Origin of the sequence: Anaerorudis cellulosivorans (assembly GCF_025943985.1) — a bacterium.
Lineage (GTDB): Bacteria > Bacteroidota > Bacteroidia > Bacteroidales > Dysgonomonadaceae > Anaerorudis > Anaerorudis cellulosivorans.
On record NZ_JAPCWE010000031.1, the window covers coordinates 1 to 1994 of the forward strand.

The 1994-nt window shown below is 42.8% G+C and carries 1 protein-coding gene; it reads left to right on the top strand.

All coding sequences use genetic code 11. The features are described 5' to 3' along the window. The first annotated feature begins 1 nt into the window (after position 1). Complete coding sequence (locus tag OLM34_RS11365) at positions 2 to 1990, top strand: glycoside hydrolase family 97 protein (RefSeq protein WP_264407379.1); 1989 nt, start codon at positions 2 to 4, stop codon at positions 1988 to 1990. Positions 1991 to 1994: the final 4 nt, after the last annotated feature.

Here is a 1994-nt window from a genome sequence, read left to right on the forward strand (position 1 = left end):
TATGAAAACTTTACACATGCTTATTATTTCAATCTTTTTAGCTACAAGTCTTATGGCCGAATCGTATGTATTGGAATCGCCCGACGGCAAATTGCAGGTAAAAGTGGAAATCTCGGATAATATCCGATTTTCCGTAAATCACGAACAAACAGAAGTAATTGCTCTCTCTCCTATTTCCATGACACTTTCCGATGGCAGCGTGTGGGGTCAAAAGCCCAAGTTGAAAAGCAAAAAAACGCAACGCATTAATCGGATTATTGGTTCGACTCTATACAAGAAAAGGGAAATTCCCGATGTATATAATGAATTGATGCTGAATTTCAAAGGAAATTACAGCGTGATTTTCAGAGCCTATGATCAAGGTGTGGCCTATCGGTTTGCAGCTAGTGAAAAAGACAGTATTTGGATTCAAAACGAAGAAGTTAATCTTCAATTCAGCCACGATTATCCGATGATAGTGCCTTACGTCAGAAAAGAAAATCCGAAAACATTCGAAGAACAGTTTTTCAATTCGTTTGAAAATACCTATTCCCATTTAAAATTGAGCGAATTGGATAAAAAACGGTTGATGTTTTTGCCCCTGGTTGTGGAACTCGACGACGGAAAGAAGCTGTGCATTACTGAAGCTAATCTTGAAAGTTATCCGGGACTCTATCTGAACAAAGGAGAAAACCTATCGCTCCGGGGAGTGTTTGCCCCCTATCCCAAACACGTAAAACAGGGCGGACACAACATGCTTCAGGGATTGGTTACCGAAAGAGAAAATTATATTGCGAAATGCAAAGGGAGCCGTAATTTTCCTTGGCGTGTTTTTGCCGTTTCCACAAACGACAAAGAGCTGCCGGATAACGACCTGGTATATTTGTTGGCAGAATCTTCACGGGTAAAAGATACCTCCTGGATCAAACCCGGTAAAGTGGCATGGGAATGGTGGAACGATTGGAATCTCTATGGGGTGGATTTCAAATCCGGCATTAATAATCCGACCTATAAGTACTATATCGATTTTGCATCGAAACAGGGTATCGAATACGTTATTCTTGACGAAGGATGGGCTGTTAACAAACAGGCCGATCTGCTGCAGGTGATTCCCGAAATCAATATTCGCGAATTGATAAATTACGGAAAATCCCGAAATGTGGGAATTATTCTTTGGGCAGGCTATTGGGCAGTCGATCGCGATATGGAAAACGTTTTCAAGACCTATTCCGATATGGGAGTCAAAGGGTTTAAAGTCGATTTCATGGACAGAGACGATCAGGCCATGGTCGATTTTTATTATCGTTGTGCCGAAACGGCAGCCAAATACGGACTGATGATCGATTTTCACGGCGCATACAAGCCAACAGGCTTGCATCGCACCTATCCCAACGTAATCAATTTTGAAGGCGTGCATGGTCTGGAACAACTTAAATGGTCACCTTCATCGGTCGATATGGTAACATACGATGTAACTATGCCCTATATCCGGATGCTGGCGGGGCCGTTGGATTATACACAGGGAGCCATGAGAAACGCCACCAAAGAAAATTACCGCCCGATTAACAGCGAGCCGATGAGTCAGGGCACCCGTTGCCGCCAACTGGCTGAATACGTGATATTCGAATCACCGCTGAATATGCTTTGCGACAGCCCATCAAATTATCTCAGGGAACCGGAATGTACCCGTTTTATTGCCGACATACCCACGGTTTGGGATCGAACTTTTGCATTGGATGGAAAAATAGGTAAATACATTGTTATGGCGCGCCAAAAAAATGATGTATGGTATGTTGGAGGTCTGACCAATTGGGAAAAACGAGAAGTTACGGTCGATTTGTCTTTCCTCGATAAAGGCTATTATGAAGTAGAGTTATTCAGCGACGGAGTTAACGCTGATCGTGCGGCCCGCGATTATAAACGGGATATTTTCTCTCTTTCTGGAAATCAAAAATTATCGGTTACACTCATGCCGGGAGGAGGTTTTGCTGCAAAAATCAAGAAAAAATAGCTTT